Raw genomic sequence first — 19,106 nt, forward strand, 5'->3', positions numbered from 1 at the left:
TTTTTTGCAAGATTATGATAAAAATAGTGTATAAGTTAATGTACGTACAAAATCCTTAAGGAGAACAAAGAAGTGACAGATGAAAGAATTTTAAAGTTGCTGATAAATAAAGACGAAAAAGCTCTTTATAAATTATCGGGAAAATATGACAAGTTACTTAGTTACATTATTTCAAATATTGTGGGAAACAGACCGGAAGATGTAGAAGAATGCCTGAATGATACTTATTTTAAGGTATGGAAAAATGCACATAAAATCGATTTAAAAAAAGCATCACTTAAGACATATTTGAAATATGTAGCAAGAAATACGGCGATTAACAGAATAAGAGATTTAAGCAAAGATGAAATAATGCTTGAACATGGGGACGCGGAAGAAATGCTTAAAAATTATGTTTCCATAAGCAAAGGACCTGAAGACAGGGCAATGATTGAAGAAGATGTAAATTTGCTTAAAAATATATTAGATGATTTAAAACCAAGAGAAAAAGAATTGGTTATTAGAAAATATTTTTACATACAGAGTTCCAAAGTGATAGCGCAGGAAATGAATATGGAAGTTACTACGGTAGATTCATATTTATCAAGGCTTAGAAAGAAAATGAAAAAGGAATTCCAGAGGAGAGAAGAAAGTTATGAGTAATCCAATAATTGAAAATGCGATTTTTGAAAGCAAGTTAATTGATTTATTTAGTAAAATAGATATAAGTGAAGTTGAAACAGATTATCCGGACGAAGATATTGAAAAGCTAAAATTTGAAGAAACACTACTTGAAAAATGGTGGAATAACAAGAAAGTAAGAAGAGTTACTGAAGTGGGTGTGCTTGCGGCATCCCTTACAACAGGAATAATTGTTGCAATCAGAGTTATTCACAAAAAGCGAAAGGCTGCATAACAGTGAATCAATAAGATATTAAAAAAATAAAAAAAATAAAATTTTGCAAAAAAATTGCAAGGTTTTATTTTTTTTTGTGTATAAGTATATGTCCGCGTTAAAAAAGTGGAACAAAAAGAAAAGAGGAATTAAAAAAATGGTAGAAAAGATTATTGAATTAGCAAAAGAAAATTTAAGCATTGATGGAGAAATTACAGCAACAAGTTCTTTCAAAGAAGATTTGGAAGTAGATTCATTAGACTTAATGGAATTAGTTATGGCATTAGAAGATGAATTTAATGTAGAAATTCCATCAGAAGAATTACAGAATATCAAGACAGTTCAGGATGTTGCTGACTATTTAACATCAAAAGGCGTGGAGGCATAAATGAAAACAAGAATAACAGAATTGCTTAAAATTAAGCATCCTATTATTCAGGGAGGTATGGCATGGGTAGCTGACCATCATTTGGCAGCTGCTGTGTCAAATGCCGGCGGACTTGGAATTATAGGTGCGGCAAATGCTCCAGCAGAAGTAGTTAGAGAGGAAATAAGAAAGACAAGAGAATTAACAGATAAGCCTTTTGGGGTAAATGTAATGCTTCTTAGTCCATCAGCAGATGAAGTTGCAAAAGTAGTTGTTGAAGAAAAAGTTCCCGTAGTTACAACAGGTGCAGGAAATCCTGAAAAATATATGGAAATGTGGAAAGAAGCGGGAATAACTGTTATTCCGGTTATTGCTTCTGTAGCGATGGCAAGAAGATTAGAAAGAACCGGAGTTGACGCGGTTATCGCAGAAGGATGTGAATCAGGCGGCCATATTGGTGAATCAACTTCAATGACTTTAATACCACAGGTAGCTGATGCGATAGAAATTCCTGTAATTGGAGCAGGTGGCGTAGGCGATGGAAGAGGCATGGCAGCAATGTTTATGTTAGGTGCTGAAGGAATTCAGGCAGGTACATGTTTCTTAGTGGCAAACGAAACAAATATTCATGAAAATTATAAAAATAAAGTTTTAAAGGCAAAAGATATTGACTCGGTTGTAACAGGAAGAAGCCATGGACATCCGGCACGTTCATTAAGAAATAATATGACAAGACAATATGTAAAAATGGAAAATGAAGGTGCAGGATTTGAAGAATTAGAATATCTCACATTAGGCTCGCTTAGAAAGGCAGTGCAAGATGGAGATACACAGAATGGCTCTTTTATGGCAGGACAGATAGCAGGACTTATACATGAAACAAAAAGCTGCAAGGAAATAATTGAAGAAATGGAAAATCAGGCAGAAAAACTTTTGAAATTATAAATGTCAATTGAAATTTTTAAATAAAAAATAAAAGCAGGAAAATAAATAAGTATGTAGCAAATAAAAAACATGAATTATAACTCAAAGTTAGGAGGAAACATGGGAAAGACGGCATTTATTTTTCCGGGACAAGGTGCTCAGTATTTTGGAATGGGAAAAGATTTTTTTGATAAATATGAAGACAGTAAAAAATATTTTGAAGAAGCATCGAAGATTCTTGGATTTGATATGGAAAAGATGTGCTTTGAAGAAAATGAAGATTTAAACAATACACAGTATACACAGGCAGCAATGTTTACAGTATGCGCAGCAATTTTACAACAGATTGAAAAAACAGGAGTAAAGCCTGACGTGTGTGCAGGATTAAGTCTTGGAGAATATGCAGCACTTTATTCATGCGGAACAATTACATTTGAGGATGCGGTTTATCTCCTAAGAAAAAGAGGAATGTTTATGGATGAAGAAGTTCCGGATGGTAAAGGAACAATGGCAGCAGTGCTTGGAATGGATGCAGATAAAATTGATGATATTTGCAAAAATACAGAAGGAGAAGTGGCAGTTGCAAATTATAATTGTCCGGGTCAGATTGTTATAACAGGTGAAACTGATGCAGTAGAGAAAGCTTCAAAAACTTTAGCAGAAAATGGAGCAAAGAGAGTTTTGCCACTTAAGGTAAGCGGACCATTTCACTCTGCCATGCTAAAAGGGGCAGGAGATAAGCTGGAAAAAGAATTGAAAAATATTGAGCTTAAAGAACTTAAAATGCCGTATGTGGCAAATTGTAATGCAAGTTACATATATGATAATTCACAAATAAAAGAACTTCTAAAAAAACAGATTTCATCACCTGTAAAATTTATGCAGAGTGTTGAAAAAATGATAGATGATGGAGTTGATACATTTGTTGAAATAGGACCGGGGAAAACACTTTCTAAATTTGTTAAAAAAATCAATAAAGATGTAACGGTAATAAATATTGAAAAAGTGGATGATTTAGAAAAACTGAAAGGATTAGAAATATGTTAAGTAATAAAGTAGCAATTGTTACAGGAGCTTCCAGAGGAATAGGCGCTAAGGTGGCAAAGACATTTGCTGAAAATAACGCAGTTGTAATAGTAAATTATGCAGGCTCTAAGGAAAAGGCAGAAAATGTTGTTGACGAAATTATTAAATCAGGGGGAAAAGCAGAAGCTTATAAATGCAATGTAGCCTCATTTGATGAAGTAAAAGAAATGATGGAATATGTTGTAAAAACTTATGGAAGAATAGACATTCTTGTAAACAATGCAGGGATTACAAAAGATAATCTTTTGCTCAGAATGTCAGAACAGGAATTTGACGATGTAATAGATGTTAATTTAAAAGGAACATTTAATTGTATGAAAAATGTAACAAGACAAATGATGCGACAAAAAAACGGAAGGATAATTAACATGTCTTCAGTAGTTGGAGTTCATGGAAATGCAGGACAATTAAATTACAGTGCTTCAAAAGCAGGAATAATAGGAATGACTAAATCGCTTGCAAAAGAAATGGCTTCCAGAAATATAACTGTAAATGCAATTGCACCCGGATTTATTGAAACTGATATGACGGGTCAGCTGGATGAAAATGTGAAGAAACAGATTTTATCAGGAATTCCGGCTAATTGTCTTGGAAATGTAAATGATATTGCACAGACGGCGCTGTTTTTGGCATCTGATGGAGCAAGATATATTACAGGACAGGTTATCGGAGTAGATGGAGGTATGGGAATTTGAAACGAAGAGTAGTAGTAACCGGATTAGGAATAATATCACCAATTGGTAATGACATAGATACATTTTGGGAAAATGTGAAAAAAGGAACAGTAGGAATCGGAGAGATAACAAAATTTGATACTACGGATTTTAAGGTAAAACTTGCAGCAGAAGTTAAAGATTTTGATGCTACAAAATATATGGATAAGCGCGAAGCAAGAAGAATGGAATTGTTTTCTCAGTATGCAGTAGCAGCGGCAAAACAGGCAGTTGAAGATTCAGGGCTTGATTTGGAAAAAACAGATAAAAACAGAATGGGTGTTTCTATAGGCTCAGGAGTTGGAAGCTTGCAGGCGATGGAAAGAGAACATAAAAAGTTACTTGAAAAAGGACCGGGAAGAATTAGCCCGATGTTAGTTCCGATGATGATTACAAATATGGCAGCAGGAAATGTGGCAATTCAGTTTGGCTGTAAAGGCAAGTGTTTAAACATCGTAACTGCATGTGCAACAGGAACACATTCGATAGGAGAAGCATTCAGATACATTCAGTATGGTGATGCAGATATTATGCTTGCAGGTGGAACGGAAGCATCAGTTTGTCCAATTGGAGTGGGCGGATTTACAGCACTTACAGCACTTTCAACACAGGAAGATCCTTTAAGAGCTTCAATCCCATTTGACAAAGAAAGAAGTGGATTTGTTATGGGTGAGGGTGCAGGAGTTGTTGTATTAGAAGAATACGAGCATGCAATAAAGCGCGGAGCAAAGATATATGGTGAAGTTGCAGGGTATGGAGCAACATGTGATGCATTTCACATTACATCACCTGCCGAAGATGGTGAAGGTGCAGCAAGGGCTATGATGCTTGCGATGGAAGATGGAAATGTAAAACCTGAGCAGGTTGAGTATATAAATGCACATGGAACAAGTACACATCATAATGATTTATTTGAAACAATGGCAATTAAAAAAGCATTTGGTGATAAAGCATATGATTTAAATGTAAATTCAACAAAGTCGATGGTAGGTCATATGTTAGGTGCAGCAGGGGCTGTGGAATTTATCGTATGTATCAAATCGGTTATGGAAGATTACATCCATAAAACAGCAGGCTTTAAAGTAAAAGATGAAGAATTGGATTTGAATTACACACCTGAGGCTGTTAATAGAAAAGTAAATTATGCCATAAGTAATTCATTAGGTTTTGGTGGACATAACGGCAGCATAATGGTTAAAAAATTTGAAGTATAATAGCTGAAAAAATAAATGATTATGATTATGAAAAGGAAATTAAAATGGATTATGAACAAATAGAAAAACTGATAGATAAGGTTAATAAATCAAAAATAACAGAATTATCAGTTGAAGAAGGAAATTTTAAATTAAATATAAAGGCAGAACAGAGTGTGGCAATGGCAGCTTTAACAGTTCCAGGCAATTTGCCTGATGCAAATGTAGAAACTATTAGAACTGTGGGCGTGAATGAAAATGAAGGACAAAGTGATGATTTAGAAGAAATAAAAAGTCCTTTGGTTGGAACGTTTTATGCGGCAAGAGCTGAGGGGGAAGAACCGTTTATCAAGGTGGGAGACAAAATAAAAAAAGGTCAAACAATAGGAATCATTGAAGCCATGAAACTAATGAATGAAATTAGTGCAACATGTGATGGCGTAGTTGAAGAGATTCTGGTTGAAAATGAAGATTTAGTAGAGTATGGACAGGTAATCGTAAAAGTTAGCAAATAAGAAACTGTATTAATTAGAAGATTAGAAAAGTGAAGAATCGCTTTATAGAAATAATGAATCTTAAATGCTAAAAAAGTTGCGCATTTGCAACAGAATGGAGATTAATATGTTAAACACAAAGGAAATAATGGATATAATTCCTCACAGACAGCCGTTTTTACTTGTAGACAGAATAGAAGAAATGGAAGTAGGAAAGAGAGCAGTAGGAATTAAATGTGTAAGCTATAATGAACCGTTTTTTGCAGGACATTTTCCAGATCAGCCTGTAATGCCGGGAGTGCTTATTATTGAAGCAATGGCACAGGTAGGAGCTGTCAGTTTATTATCAGACGATAAATATAAAGGAAAAACTCCTTTATTTGGTGGAATTAAAAACGCTAAATTTAGAAGAAAAGTTGTTCCGGGAGATGTGCTTAGAATGGAAGTGGAAATGACTAGAGTGCGTGGACCACTTGGTATAGGTGAAGGAAAAGCGTATGTAGATGGAGAACTTTGCGCACAGGCAGAACTTGTATTTGCAATACAGTGAAAATGTTGTTAGTCGAAAAGGAGAAAGTAGATGTTTGAAAAAATTCTAATAGCAAATCGAGGCGAAATCGCTGTTCGAATAATAAGAGCTTGTAGAGAAATGGGAATTCAAACAGTGGCAGTTTGCTCAGAAGTAGATAAAGATGCACTTCATGCACAACTTGCGGATGAATGTGTGTGTATTGGTTCTTATAAATCAAAAGATAGTTATTTAAATATAGAAAAAATATTAAGTGCAGCAATTGCTACAAAGGCAGATGCGATACATCCTGGATTTGGTTTTTTATCAGAAAACAGCAAATTTGCAAAAATATGTAATGAATGCAATATAGAATTTATCGGGCCTTCAGTAGAAAGTATGATAAATATGGGAAATAAATCTATAGCAAGACAAACTATGATTAAAGCAGGAGTACCTGTAGTTCCGGGAACAAATGAGCCTCTTACAGATGCTTATCAGGGAAAGAAAATAGCTGACGAAATAGGTTATCCGGTAATAGTAAAAGCAGTTTCCGGCGGTGGCGGAAAAGGTATGAGGGAAGTAAGAAAAAGCGAAGATTTTGTAAAATTATTTGAAACTGCAAAAAAAGAAACAGAAATTGCCTTTGGTGATGACCAGATGTATATAGAAAAATTTGTGGAAAATGCAAGACATATCGAATTTCAGATTATAGGGGACAAATTTGGAAATGTATTACAACTAGGAGAGCGAGATTGCAGTATTCAAAGAAGACATCAGAAGTTAGTTGAAGAAACTCCTTCGGTTGTTTTAAAAGAAGAAGTAAGAAAGAAAATGGGAGAAGCGGCAATTAAAGCCGCAAAGGCTGCAAAATATTACAGTGCAGGAACAATAGAATTTTTGCTTGATAAAGATGGTGAACATTTTTATTTCATGGAAATGAATACAAGAATTCAGGTAGAACATCCTGTGACAGAAATGGTGACAGGAGTTGATTTGATAAAAGAAATGATAATGGTAGCAGCAGGTGAAAAACTTACAATGACACAGAACGATGTAAAACATTCGGGATGTGCAATAGAGTGTCGAATAAATGCAGAAGACCCTGACAATCATTTTATCCCATGCCCAGGTACCGTAAATGAACTTCATTTCCCGGGAGGAAATGGAATACGGGTAGATTCCGCATTGTTTCACGGGTACAAAATTCCTTCGTGTTACGACTCGATGGTGGCAAAAATAATAGTTCACGGCCACGACAGAAAAGAGGCCATTGAGAAAATGAGAAGTGCGCTAGGGGAAGTTGTAATTGATGGGATAAAAACGAATTTAGATTTACAGTATGAAATTATTAATTCAAATGAATTTGCCAAAGGGAATGCACTGGAAATCAACAGACGTTTGGATGATAGAGGTTAAAAATCATTGCAATGAATAGTCATGTGCTAAAGACAATAAAAATTATGACGCCCGGGGATAGAGATAAAAATGGGTTGTAAAAATATGGACGCTTTGAAATCAGAGGTTAAAAAATGTTAAAAGAAATGTTGAAAAAAACTCCGAAAAGAATAGGAAAGAATGAAAGCAATAAGTCAAATGTTCCTGATGGAATGTTTATGCGTTGTCCAAAATGTAAGGAAATAATCTATTCTGAGGATTTAGTGGCAAATAAATATGTATGCCCAAAATGTGAACATTATTTCAGAATAAATGCAAAACAAAGAATTGAAATGGTGTTAGACAGGGGTAGCTTTGTAGAATGGGATAAGGAAATTGTAACGGACAATCCGTTACAGTTTCCAAATTATATTGAAAAAATAGAAAAAGCACAAAAGTTAACAGGGCTTGATGAAGCTGTAATTACAGGAAAAGGAACAATTAAAGGAAAAGAAGTTGCGATTGGAGTAATGTCTGCGGATTTCATAATGGGAAGTATGGGAAGCGTAGTAGGAGAAAGAATTACAAGATTATTTGAGAAAGCAACTGAAGAAAAATTACCGGTTGTTATGTTTTGCTGTTCAGGTGGAGCCCGTATGCAGGAAGGCACAGTATCTCTTATGCAAATGGCAAAAACGAGCCAGGCAGTTAAAAGACATGATGAAGCAGGACTTTTATATGTTTCAGTATTAACTGACCCAACAACAGGAGGGGTTACGGCGAGTTTTGCAATGCTTGGAGATGTAATAATTGCTGAACCGGGAGCATTGATTGGGTTTGCCGGACAAAGAGTAATTGAGCAGACAATTCATCAGAAACTTCCTGAAGGATTTCAACGGGCAGAATTTTTATTGAAACACGGATTTATAGATAAAATTGTGACTAGAACAAGATTGAAAAAAACATTGGAATTTCTTATTTTATCTAATTAAGCAAAGCGAAAGGGCATAGAAATGGAACAAATACTTACGCCATGGGAGCGCGTTAAAATAGCCAGAGATAAAGACAGACCATATAGTTTTGATTATATAAATGAAATATTTGACAGATTTTTAGAATTACATGGTGACAGATTTTATGGAGATGACGGAGCAATTGTAGGTGGAATTGGTGAAATCAATGGCAGCTATTTTACGATAATAGCTCAGCAAAAAGGAAGAAATGTAAAACAGAATATTACCAGAAATTTTGGTATGCCATCGCCTGAAGGATACAGAAAAGGAATCAGACTTATGAAGCAGGCAGAAAAATTTAACCGCCCAATTATTTGCTTTGTAGACACGCCGGGAGCATATCCGGGAATTGAGGCAGAGGAAAGAGGACAGGGAGAAGCGATTGCAAAAAGTATATTTGAAATGTCAGGACTAAAAGTTCCGGTTCTTACAATAGTTATAGGCGAAGGAGGAAGCGGAGGAGCTTTGGCAAATGCAGTGGCAAATAAAGTTTTAATGCTTGAGAATGCAATGTATTCAATACTTTCTCCTGAAGGATTTGCAACAATTCTTTGGAAAGACGGTTCAAGAGCGGATGAAGCTGCAAGCGTGATGAAATGCACATCTCATAAATTGCTTGAACTAGGTATAATTGATGGGATTATTGAAGAAGAACAGCAGGCATCACTTGAAAATGTAGATATAATAGCTGAAGAAATAAAAAAAGAAATTTTAAAGTTTGCTGATGAGTACAAAGACAAAAATCCTGAATATATCAGAAATCAAAGATATGAAAGATTCAGGCAAATGTAATATATGAATTCAAAAACATAAATAGCAGAGTTGGAAAATAAAAAATCGAAAACATAAATAGTTGAGTTGAAAAAAACGGAAAAATGAAAACACTACACAAATTTAGGCAAACTAAATATGGAGATATAAATGAAATCATTAAAAATTGGAGAATTAGAGGCAAAAATTCCACTCATTCAAGGTGGAATGGGCGTTGGAATAAGTCTTTCAGGACTTGCCGGGGCAGTGGCGCTTGAGGGAGGAATAGGTGTAATAAGCACGGCACAAATAGGTTATAAAGAGCCTGACTGGGATAGAAATCCGATAGAAGCAAATTTGAGGGCAATAAAAAAAGAAGTAAAGAAAGCAAAAGAAATCAGTCATGGTGGAATAATTGCGACGAATATAATGGTTGCGACAAAATTTTATGATAAATATGTTAAAGCTGCAATCGATGCAGGCGTTGATATGATAATATCCGGAGCCGGACTTCCACTCAATTTGCCTGAACTTGCAAGGAAAAGTAAAGTGAAATTAGCACCGATAGTTTCATCTAAAAAAGCTGCGCAAATTATATTTAGAAGATGGGAGAGAAATTATAACACGACTCCTGATTGCGTAATAGTTGAAGGACCAAATGCCGGTGGGCATTTAGGATTTAAACCGGATGAAATTGAACAATATAATGTATGCCGAAATGACGAACCAGAAAATACAGACAAGTATAATAAAACAGAAACGAATAATATAAATGTATGCCGGAAAGCAAATTCTGTTAATTTAGAATTTGATAATAGGGCAAAAATAAAATTATACTCAGATGAAATAAAAGATATTATAGATTTTGTACACACATATGAAGAAAAATGTGAAAAAGATATTCCGGTTGTTGTTGCAGGAGGGATATATGATAAAGCGGATGCAGATTGTATATTCGAATTAGGTGCATCAGGAATTCAGGTGGCAACTCCATTTGTCGCCACAAAAGAATGTGATGCCCATGAAAATTACAAGATGGCATATGTGAATTGTAAAAAAGATGATATTGAAATAATAAAAAGTCCGGTTGGAATGCCGGCAAGAGCAATAAACAACAAATTTCTTAAAAGGGTTAAGAAAGAGGGGAGAATTGCACCTATAAAATGTCATCAATGTGTATCTACATGCAACATGTTAGAGACACCTTATTGTATCACGGATGCTTTGATAAATGCCGTAAGTGGAAATGTTGATGAAGGCTTAATATTTTGTGGAGCGTATGCATATAAAATTAACGATATATCAACAGTAAAAGATATTATAAAAAATTACTTTTAAATATGCTATAAGCAGTAAAAGATGTTAAAAAAAGTGGCTTTATAGGCAGTTAAATAGGCAATTTTAACAAAATTATTTTTCAACAGAACATACGGTTGTATTTTCTCACTGTTAAGATATAATTATGATGTGATAGGTATGTATAGTAAGAAAAGTATACAAACTTATATCATTTTTTTACTTGAATTCTAATATACTTATGAAAAGAATATGGTGAGTGCGAATGGAGAACAACAAAAAAGACAGATACGAGAGTGTAAGTGGAAAAGGATACAAATCAAAGAAACCTGTAAAGAAGAGAAAAAGAAATAAGCCTGTTTTTTCTAATTTGAAAAAATACATAGGAATAGTTATAGGAATAGTATGCATAGCTTTGGTGGCAATATATGTAAATGGAACGGTTTATTATACAACTCATTTTTACAAGGGAACACATATTAACGGAATAGATGTATCTAAATTGACAGCAGATGAAGTTGAAAATGCTATAAAGGATTATGAACTTACAATTACTGAAAGAGGTAAAGAAAAGTCAGCTACATATATTGAAACTCTTGCAGGAAAAGATATTGATATGAAAGTAGTTTCAAGAGAGTCATTGGACAATCTTGTAAAAGAGCAGAATCAATTTGTTTGGTTTACTGCAACCGGTACAAATCATGAAGAGAAGCAGATGATAGAATATGATAGCGACAAACTTGCTGAATTTGTAAATAACTTAAAAGGTTTAGATTCTAAATATGCTGATAAGCCGACTAATGCATCTATATCTGATTATAATAACGGATATACAATAGTTGAAGCTAAACAAGGGAACTTTCTTAATAAAAAGAAAACAATTGAGTGCCTTGAAAATACTATCTCTTCTTTAAAAGAAAAAGTTGATTTGGATAAAGAAGGATGTTATCGCGTGCCTAATATTGCATCTGACAGTGAACAGCTTACAACAGTTTTAGATCAGTTAAATAAATACACGGGAACAACAATTACATATAATTTTGGTGATACTCAGGAAGTCGTTGACGGAAGTGTTATTTCAGGTTGGCTTGTTGTTGATGGAAATAATGTTTCATTAAGTAAGGAAAAAGTTGATGAATTTGTTGACTCAATACGAAAGAAGTACGACACAATTTTCTCAAACAGAGAATTTAAAACAACATATGGAAAGACTGTAAAAGTTAATGGCGGTGATTACGGTTGGTGGCTTAATACAGCTAAGGAATCTGAGGGTTTAATGCAGCAGATTGAAAATGGTGAAAGCGGTGAAAGAAAGCCTGTTTATTACCAGGAGGCTGCAAGTCATGACAAAAAGGATTATGGAGATTCATATGTAGAAATTAATTTGACTTCACAACATTTGTTTGTATACAAAGATGGTCAGAAAGTTTTAGATACTGATTTTGTTTCAGGAAATGTTTCTACAAATCATGGAACACATACAGGTACTTATGGAATTACATACAAGGAAAGATATTCAGTGCTTGTAGGTGAAACATATGAGTCAACAGTATCATATTGGATGCCATTTGATGAAGATATAGGAATGCATGATGCAATATGGAAAAGCCAGTTTGGAAGCAATTTCTACAAAACAGATGGTTCTCATGGTTGTATAAATCTCCCATATCTTACTGCAAAAAAGATTTATGAATATGTTGAAAAAGGAACTCCTGTAATTGTATATGAACTTCCGGGAACAGAATCCGGCTCAGTTACATACCAGAATTCTTCTGAAATTGCTCAGGCTGCAATTGAAGCAATTGATGCCATCGGCACTGTAACTAAGAACAGTGGCGATACAATAAAAGATGCAAGATACATGTACAACAAAATCAACTCAGATGCTAAAAAATATGTAACTAATTATGACAAGTTACAGGCAGCTGAGAAGAAATTTAAAGAATATAGTAATTAGAGTAGTATTATGGCAATTGCTATTTTAATATAGGAGTTAAAGCAACATAATGGAAATTACTATTTAAATATAGGAATTTGAATGTGATTATAGAGAGCACTCCATTCTAAGAAACAAGTTATTATAGATTGACTTGAATATCTTAGAATGGAGTGTTTTATTATGTTTCAAGTGATTGAAGTGTACCATATAAGTTGGAACACTTTCGCCATGAAACAATCCACAATATTCCAAAAAACCCAAAAGCTTTTAATTATTCAAATTAACATGAACTCTTCCTTATGAATGATATTTGTGGTAAAATACAAAAGATGTAAATATAAAAATACAATTGAGAAGAAATTACGGATGTGTTTAGATAAAAAGAATAAATACGTAACAAACAAAAAGTCTATAAAATAAACACATCAAAACAATACTTCACAAGTAATAACAATAGGAGATAAAAAGATGGCTGAGAGATACGAAGATATATTAACACTTGAAAATAATCAGTGGACTTACGGATGTCCTGTCCTAATAGAGGGAGGCGTATTGCAGTATGACACTGTAAGCGAAAGAAATCTTTTAACAATTAATTTTATGAATATCTGCGATGCTGTTTTGTCAGAAGTAGATTTGACAATTTATGCATCAGATGAAGCAGAAGAAAATATATTAGAAATTGAGCATCAGTATTTGAAACTCCATTTAGAGCCGGGAGCAAAATTTGGAAATAATGTACATTTGCCTATAGAAGATAAAGAGGCAAAGAAATTTAAATTAAAAATAACCAAAGTTGTATGCGAAGATGACGGAAGTGAATGGATAAAGGATGATATATTTGAAGCACATCCTGAGATAACTAATCCTGAAGAATTTGGACAAAAGATGGATCAGGAATACGAAGACAAATACAATAAATGCGAAGAGTTGATTGTATTAGAGGATTCCGAAAATCTTAAAAAAGTTGTAGAGATTCTTGAAACATTAAGATGGTACAAGAACTGTGAAGAAATGTACGATTATGCTAAGAGAAAATATGATATAACTCTTAGAACAGAGAAAAGAAAAAAACGTGAAGGCGAAAGAAAAGATGCACGCAAGAAGAAACAGAAAATGGCAGCAGCAATTGCAGCTTGTATTGCCAGCGTAGCAGTCATAATATTCGCAATAGTTTACCTTACAGTAATCGGACCAAATCATCAGGTTAAAATTGCTAAAGAATACAACAATCAGGGTGAATTCCAGAAAGCAATTGAAATTTGTGAAAACCTTCATGGATTTGGAAACAGTAAAGAAGTATTAAAGGAAGCAAACTATCAGATTGGATTTCTTGCATTTAACCAGCAGGATTTTGAAACTGCATTAAAGTATTTTGAAAAAACAACAGGCTACAAAGGAACAAATAATTTACTTTCACAGTCTTACTACAATTTAGGACAGCAGTCAGCACAGGGTGAACAGTATGAAGCAGCATTGGATTATTATACAAAAGGATATAATACAGCAACAGAAGATAAAGTAAAACTAAATTGCCAGACAGGAATAGCATTAGCACAGTATAAATTAGCTTATGTAACAGAAGCATGGTCAACAATCAATGCCGTTTATGAAGCAGATAAAAATGTAAAAGCAGCATACGATGAATACGGATACGCTTATGCAATGAAAGTTTTATCAGAAGGAAATGTAGACGAAGCAACTGCAGTATTTAAGTTAATAAAAGGATATGCAGATAGTGCAGCACAGTATGGCAAGATTATTTATGAAAAGGCTGTTCCGGTTGCAGAAGCAGGAGATTTGGCTTCAGCATTAAGCACATTAAAAGAAGTTAAAGATGATTATGAACCGGCTGGAAAACTTTATAAAGAAATGGATGAGTTTATAACAGCAAGTTCTAACTGGGTTGGAAACTGGAAAATGAAAGGTGACCAGGGTGATTACACAATGACAATAAGCACATTGTTATACAAAGGCGAATTGTGCTTAAAGGTTACTGACACATATTTAGATTATGATAAAATTATAAGCACGAAAGAAAAGGTTAGAAAAATTTATGTGGCATCGGAAAGAGTTGAATATAAATTAAAAGATGTTCATAATTATAAAATCATTCTTACAAGAGAAACTTCTAAGAAAATCAAGAGAGTTTTATCTTATGATGGAGCATCATATATAAGAAAATATAAGAAAACAAAATAATAAACATAATGAATGGGGCTGTTGTGCTAATTAAAGTTAGTGTAACAGCCCTATAATAAAATAAATAATTTGAGGGAAGAAATGAAGAAAAGAATATATTCAATAATTATAGCTGTGGTGCTTATGCTTTCGTCTATAGCAGCACCTACCAAAGTATCAGCGTTAGAAATTCCATACAGAGTAGATGTAACAAAATATACATCAGACGAAGCAAATGCCTCAGCACAAATTAGGGAACAGGTAAAGGCACACGCAAATACAGTAACAGTATATGTAAGAACAAAAGACAAAGATTTGTATGCAGTATTTAATCGAATATGGAATAATGCATTTGCAGAAACTACAAATCCGGACGAAGGAGATTATTTATATTGGCAAATGTCAAGCATGGCAGCAAGCTACAACGCCCTTATGCGTAAAGAGAAGGGAAGCAATACATATTATACAAAATACACAATTAATGTAGATTACTTTATTTCTTTAGAACAGGAACAGATGTTGACACAAGAATTAAATATAATAAATGAGAGTTTTGGTTTCACGGAAACAACAACAGATTATGAAAAAGTAAAAACTATCTATGATTATATTTGCCACAATGTAACATATGATTACAGCGATAACAATATGAAATTTACGGCTTATGCAGCAGTGACTACAGGTAAATCAGTATGTCAGGGATATGCAACTCTGTTTTACAGATTGGTAAAAATGCAGGGGATTTCATCCAGAGTGATAGCAGGCCATGGAACAAATACAGATGTATATCACGGATGGAATATAGTTAAACTGGGAAATCTGTATTACAATGTGGATGCAACATGGGATGCGGCAAATTATAATCATGGGCATGCTTATGAATATTTTCTAAAGGGAGATGTATTTGAAGACCATACACGAAATGACGATTACAAGACCAAAAGTTTTTATGCTACATATCCTATGGCTGCAGATGATTATGTAGAAGGAGTTGAAGCTGTTGCATCGGCTGAAACAGTTAATTCAACATTTACAATGAATAAAACATCAATTAAGAAACTGACAAGAAAAAAAATCAGTTTTAATAAAATTGCAGAAGCGACAGGATATGAAATTCAATATTCGACAAATAAAAAATTTGCCTCAAAGAAAAAAATGACAACAACAAAGACAATATGCAAATTTAGCAAATTAAGTAAAAAGAAAACATATTATTTTAGAGTACGTGGTTACAGAAAAGCAGGTAGTGGAAAAATATACACTAAATGGTCGACAGTTAAAAAAATAAAGAAAATAAAGAAAATAAAGAAATAATTATATGGATGGAGATGACAATGGAAATATTAGATGTGGTTGATGAAAATGGAAATCCGATAGGAGAAACAGTTGAAAGAACTGTAGCACATAAAACGGGAGTAAGACATAGAACGTCTCATGTGTGGGTGGTTCGCAAAAACAATGGAAGTATGGAAATTCTCTTGCAGAAAAGAAGTAAAAACAAAGACTCGCATCCGGGGTGTCTTGACTGCTCAAGCGCAGGACATATTCCGGCAGGAGTGGATTTTATTCCGTCTGCAATTAGAGAACTCAAGGAAGAGCTTGGAATTGATGCTAAAGAAGACGAGTTTGTGTATTGTGGGCAAACGGTAGGGAAAAGAACAAATGTATTTTACGGCGAAGAATTTATAGATAATCAGGTAAGTAACATCTATTATATAGAAAGAAATATGGAAGCTGATAAATTCAATATACAAAAAGAAGAACTAGAGTCCGTTGTATGGATGAAATACGATGATGTAGTTTTTATGGTAGAGAATAATACAATACCAAATTGTATTAAAATGGAAGAGTTAGAGATGATGGGAAAGAAAATTAAATAAATAATTATTGCGATAAAATAAACGCCGTTTAAGAAATTATTGAAATATTTGAATAATAATAAAAATGCTTCGATAACTTTTTAAATGGCGTTTTATAATGTTTGCGATAACATTGAATACGCTTACTTGTGCAAAATCACAAAAATAGTAAAAACATTTTTATACCTAAAAAGATAAAAATGTTTTAAATTATGCATAATGAACAAAATGTATGACTATAAATTGTTGAATAATATGATAAAAAACAGTAAAATAGTGAGTGAAATGGAAAAAGTAAATAAAAAGTATACAACTATAACTACGGGTGATTGAAAAAACTGTTTTAATTTGGTAAAATTATCTAAGGAAATGGAAAATCAGTATATGATTTGACAGAATATTTTAACTGAAAGGGGAAAAAACATGAATGTTATTTCAAAGAAGAAACAAGGAATAATCGCAATAATATGTGCGATAGCAATGGTTGTAACATCACTTACGATTTACAATCCAAGAGAGGCAAAGGCTGCTGATACAGATTATAGTCAACTTACTTATGATTATAAAAACAAAGGTGAAGCCAATATGAAAGGGGCAGAGACAACAAAATCACAGTGGAGAGTGGCTGTTGATAAATCACAATCAACTGGAAATATTGTAGATTGGATGACAACAGGTAGTGGAGAATTAAATTTCTATGGTGATATGTTTATGAAGGTTGTATGGCATGGAAATTATCCTGGTGCAACATTAGAAATAAACGGCGTAAAAATTGTTAAAACGGGAGCAACTGTTCCGGTATGTAATGATTTTGAAACTCATGTAAATGCAAAAAATTGGATTAATAACAATGCATACAATGTTGTTAAAGTAACAAGCAAAGATGAAAAACAGTATGTTACTTTTATTGTTGCAACGGGTAATAAAGTTGATACTTCAACTGAAGAAAGCACAGAATTACAGAAACCAGCAGCACCAGAAGGATTAGCTGCCAATATTAATGATTTAAAGACAAATTATACAATTGCATTTTCTAATGTGGAAACAGCTACAAGTTATAAATTTTATTTAGATGGTGTATATAAAAAAGATATAACAAATGGTGGAGTTGTTACAATTAAAGAGCTGAATCTTGAAGTTGGAGAAACATACAAATTTGGTGTTAGTGCAGTAAATGATGCAGGCGAATCAGCTATTTCAGAGATTGATGTTAAAGTACCTTCTAAAGAAACAGAAACAACAGGGCCAGAGGAAACAACAAAGCCGCTTGACCCGTCAACAATTAAAGATTGGACTGAAGTTGGAAATTCAAACAAAACAATGTTCTATTACATTGCTGATGATGCATCAGATAAAGTGCAAACTAAACCGGAAATGCGCGGTGACAGTCTTTTTGCGATATTTACGTTAACTCCTGAGTATAAAGTTAAATTGAATGAAAAAGCAATTACAGTTGGTAGGGGTGCTGACATATCAATCCCAAAGACTTCATTTGATAAAGAATACAATAAATTAGTAGTAACAAATTACTATGGAAATGATTCAGTTACAATATATATTAAAGTTGTTTCAGCAACTGAAAAAACAAAATACAAAGTAACAGTAGACGGAACTGCTAAAGAAGTAGAAGAAGGAAGCACATATACATTTGGCGATAATGCACAGGGTTATTATGATACAACAAATAGTGTAGCATATGCTCCAAATACATCAATTAAAGTAAATGGCGATTTAAATATTAAGAGTATTAAATTAAATGTAGCAATGGCAAAGGGAGCAAGTATTAGATTAGCAACACCAACAGGTTTAAGATTCCAAACAAAAATCACATCAAATAATAATGATCTTAGTTTAGATGAAATACTTAATAGCGGAATTGTTATAAAAACAGGAACAATCATTACTACTTCAACAATTTTAGGTGAAAATGGAGTTGTAAACGATGAATTTGTAAACGATAATAGTAAATTAAAATTGAATATCACAAACAGTGGATGGTATGAAAATACAACTGGAACATTCTGTGGTTCAATTGTAGAAATTAACAAATCAAATTATGGTACAGACTTTGTTGGCGTAGGATATGTTACTATCAAATATAATAATGGTAAAAAGACAATATATGCATCAGTAGAGACAAAAGGTGATAATGTTAGATCTGCTTCAACAGTAGCTAAAAAAGTTCAGGGATCAGATGCATATAAAAATAAGTATACTAAAGCGCAAAAAGATGTTGTAGATGCATATGCAAAGGAATATACAGCTAATTAATAATTTGATTATGGAGGAAGTTTTAAATGAAGAAAAAATATATTAGTCCTGAGATGGACATAATAGAATTTGATACAAAAGATGTCATAACAACAAGTGGCATTGGTGGAGAAGCAGGAGATTCTCCAGATATTTTAATTGATGTTAATAAAAACACAAATTGGTCAGACTTCTATTAAAATTAAATAAGACTAACAAAAAGATGCTCTTGGGTTGCACTAAGAGCGTCTTTTTTTTAAAAATAAAATTTAGGATTGGCAT

19 protein-coding genes are annotated in these 19,106 nt (G+C 33.4%); all 19 read left to right on the top strand.

Translation table 11 applies throughout. From position 1 onward, the window contains the following. Positions 1-72: 72 nt before the first annotated feature. The 19 genes from N5B56_RS03985 to N5B56_RS04070 all read left to right on the top strand — a co-directional run bounded on the left by N5B56_RS03985 (position 73) and on the right by N5B56_RS04070 (position 19,024). Positions 73-642 (top strand): RNA polymerase sigma factor, encoded by a 570-nt coding sequence (locus N5B56_RS03985; protein WP_022089921.1) that lies wholly within the window; start codon positions 73-75, stop codon positions 640-642. Next, a complete protein-coding gene (locus N5B56_RS03990; RefSeq protein WP_117908796.1) occupies positions 635-895 on the top strand; it encodes a hypothetical protein in 261 nt (86 codons plus the stop codon). The genes N5B56_RS03985 and N5B56_RS03990 overlap by 8 nt, the downstream gene beginning before the upstream one ends. A gap of 136 nt (positions 896-1,031) precedes the next feature. Next, complete coding sequence (acpP, locus tag N5B56_RS03995) at positions 1,032-1,262, top strand: acyl carrier protein (RefSeq protein ID WP_022089919.1); 231 nt, start codon at positions 1,032-1,034, stop codon at positions 1,260-1,262. Then, positions 1,263-2,186 carry an enoyl-[acyl-carrier-protein] reductase FabK gene (gene fabK, locus N5B56_RS04000; RefSeq protein WP_117908798.1) on the top strand — a complete coding sequence of 308 codons (924 nt, stop codon included), beginning with the start codon at positions 1,263-1,265 and terminating at the stop codon, positions 2,184-2,186. It abuts the gene before it with no gap. Between the two features lie 99 nt (positions 2,187-2,285). Further along, positions 2,286-3,212 carry an ACP S-malonyltransferase gene (fabD, locus tag N5B56_RS04005; protein WP_260978425.1) on the top strand — a complete coding sequence of 309 codons (927 nt, stop codon included), beginning with the start codon at positions 2,286-2,288 and terminating at the stop codon, positions 3,210-3,212. Further along, the gene (gene fabG / locus N5B56_RS04010; RefSeq protein ID WP_117908802.1) at positions 3,206-3,946 is read left to right on the top strand and encodes a 3-oxoacyl-[acyl-carrier-protein] reductase; all 741 of its coding nucleotides are present in this window, start codon (positions 3,206-3,208) and stop codon (positions 3,944-3,946) included. Before fabD ends, fabG begins: the two co-directional genes overlap by 7 nt. After that, entirely contained in the window at positions 3,943-5,178 is a 1,236-nt protein-coding gene (gene fabF / locus N5B56_RS04015; protein ID WP_260978426.1) for a beta-ketoacyl-ACP synthase II, read from the top strand. Before fabG ends, fabF begins: the two co-directional genes overlap by 4 nt. 44 nt (positions 5,179-5,222) lie before the next feature. Then, positions 5,223-5,672: an acetyl-CoA carboxylase biotin carboxyl carrier protein gene (accB, locus tag N5B56_RS04020; protein WP_118565321.1), complete on the top strand. Its 450-nt coding sequence runs from the start codon at positions 5,223-5,225 to the stop codon at positions 5,670-5,672. A gap of 106 nt (positions 5,673-5,778) precedes the next feature. Continuing rightward, entirely contained in the window at positions 5,779-6,201 is a 423-nt protein-coding gene (gene fabZ, locus N5B56_RS04025; RefSeq protein WP_022089913.1) for a 3-hydroxyacyl-ACP dehydratase FabZ, read from the top strand. A gap of 30 nt (positions 6,202-6,231) precedes the next feature. Then, a complete protein-coding gene (locus N5B56_RS04030; protein ID WP_022089912.1) occupies positions 6,232-7,578 on the top strand; it encodes an acetyl-CoA carboxylase biotin carboxylase subunit in 1,347 nt (448 codons plus the stop codon). 113 nt (positions 7,579-7,691) lie between these two features. Continuing rightward, a complete protein-coding gene (gene accD, locus N5B56_RS13390) occupies positions 7,692-8,528 on the top strand; it encodes an acetyl-CoA carboxylase, carboxyltransferase subunit beta (protein ID WP_147585589.1) in 837 nt (278 codons plus the stop codon). A gap of 15 nt (positions 8,529-8,543) precedes the next feature. Beyond that, a complete protein-coding gene (locus tag N5B56_RS13395; protein WP_336306685.1) occupies positions 8,544-9,341 on the top strand; it encodes an acetyl-CoA carboxylase carboxyltransferase subunit alpha in 798 nt (265 codons plus the stop codon). 129 nt (positions 9,342-9,470) lie between these two features. Continuing rightward, positions 9,471-10,637, top strand: a complete 1,167-nt coding sequence (locus tag N5B56_RS04040) for an NAD(P)H-dependent flavin oxidoreductase (RefSeq protein WP_260978427.1) — start codon at positions 9,471-9,473, stop codon at positions 10,635-10,637. A gap of 223 nt (positions 10,638-10,860) precedes the next feature. Then, positions 10,861-12,552: a L,D-transpeptidase family protein gene (locus N5B56_RS04045; protein WP_260978428.1), complete on the top strand. Its 1,692-nt coding sequence runs from the start codon at positions 10,861-10,863 to the stop codon at positions 12,550-12,552. A gap of 450 nt (positions 12,553-13,002) precedes the next feature. Next, positions 13,003-14,736, top strand: a complete 1,734-nt coding sequence (locus N5B56_RS04050; protein WP_260978429.1) for a tetratricopeptide repeat protein — start codon at positions 13,003-13,005, stop codon at positions 14,734-14,736. An 81-nt stretch (positions 14,737-14,817) separates the two neighbouring features. Then, on the top strand, positions 14,818-16,029 hold the full coding sequence (locus N5B56_RS04055; protein WP_260978430.1) for a transglutaminase domain-containing protein: 1,212 nt from the start codon (positions 14,818-14,820) through the stop codon (positions 16,027-16,029). Between the two features lie 20 nt (positions 16,030-16,049). Continuing rightward, positions 16,050-16,595 (top strand): NUDIX hydrolase, encoded by a 546-nt coding sequence (locus N5B56_RS04060; RefSeq protein WP_260978431.1) that lies wholly within the window; start codon positions 16,050-16,052, stop codon positions 16,593-16,595. Positions 16,596-16,997: 402 nt separating this feature from the next. Then, positions 16,998-18,845, top strand: a complete 1,848-nt coding sequence (locus N5B56_RS04065; protein ID WP_260978432.1) for a hypothetical protein — start codon at positions 16,998-17,000, stop codon at positions 18,843-18,845. A 26-nt stretch (positions 18,846-18,871) separates the two neighbouring features. Continuing rightward, positions 18,872-19,024 (top strand): hypothetical protein, encoded by a 153-nt coding sequence (locus N5B56_RS04070; protein WP_260978433.1) that lies wholly within the window; start codon positions 18,872-18,874, stop codon positions 19,022-19,024. Positions 19,025-19,106: the final 82 nt, after the last annotated feature.

Source organism: Eubacterium album (assembly GCF_025336545.1).
Classification (GTDB): Bacteria; Bacillota; Clostridia; order Lachnospirales; family Lachnospiraceae; genus Eubacterium_U; species Eubacterium_U album.